Annotated in this window: 1 pseudogene; it reads right to left on the bottom strand. The window is 62.4% G+C overall.

The features are described 5' to 3' along the window. Positions 1-1,127 (bottom strand): annotated as a pseudogene (locus SPHINGO391_RS02110) (chromosome partitioning protein ParB); the annotation flags it as partial.

Genomic DNA, 1,127 nt, shown 5'->3' with positions numbered 1-1,127 from the left:
TCGCTCGTCACCTTCACCTCAAGGCATGTATCCTCGCTGATGCCGCCGTAGGGATTGAACAGGCTCATCAGCATGGCATGGACCACCGCTGTCAGGGCGACGTCCGGATTGTGAGCAAGCTCGGCCCGGATCGCGGCGGTCTTCTGCGCCGTCAATTCCTGCGTCATGGCAGCGGAGAGCGTGAACGTCGGTTCCGACGCTTTCGCTGGCGCCATCGCGCGAGACGGGCCGCCTTCATTCCCGCCCTCACCTTCTCCGTCCGTAGCGCCTTCGTGGTCGTCGGTCGCTTCCTTGGCCTCATCTTCGGGCCGGACCAAACCCCGCTCGATGGACAAGCCGCCGTAATAGTCCATGAGCACGTAGCATCCTGCCTTCACCAAATCAGCAGGCTCGTAAGCTTCAAGCGCATTCCCCAGCGCCGCCATCTCGACATCGATGGCCTCGGCGCGGATTTCGGCGTCTTCGTTGGCAACGCCCGCCTCGATCTGCTCGGCAAGCTCGGTGTATTCCGCTTCAAGCGCGTCCAGCTTTGCACGCTGCGCCTCGGTCATAGGAACGTCCTGCGGATAGACCCGCGACATGCGATGCGCGGCCTGCGGAAGCTCGCCGACGCATTCCACCCATTTCCATCCCTCGGCGCGCAGCCTGTCGGCCTCGGTTTCTAGCCGCCCCATCACCAGCTTTTCGACAAGGGCGACATCAAGAGCGTAGCCGCTGTTCTGTGTGTCGAAGAGATCACGTTTGACCGCGCCGCCTGCGGCCTCGTAAGCCTCGATCCCGCCGAGAAACTTCATACGCTTGTCGGTTGCCTTCACGGCCTCTGCTTGCAGCGCGGCGCGGATGGATCGGGCATCCCGGCCATAAGAGGGCAGGCTGTTCCAGACCTCAATCTGCTTTTCGTGATCGTCGGACACGGTAAAGGCGGTTAGAAGCTGGAAACTGATTTCCTCGCTTCGATAGAGGTCGAGCAGGGCAGGGGCGACACGCGCCAGCGCCAGACGCTTGCGCACCATGACTTCGGTGGTGCCGAACCGGGCGGCGATATCCTCGACGGACTTTCCGGCGTCGGCCATGACGCGGAACGCTTCATATTCATCGACCGGGTGCATGGCTTCGCGCTGCATGTT

Source organism: Hoeflea sp. EC-HK425 (genome assembly GCF_902498795.1).
Taxonomy (GTDB): Bacteria; Pseudomonadota; Alphaproteobacteria; order Rhizobiales; family Rhizobiaceae; genus Hoeflea; species Hoeflea alexandrii.
Note: the sequence above shows the minus strand (reverse complement) of the source record. Positions and strands in the feature narration are given on the sequence as shown.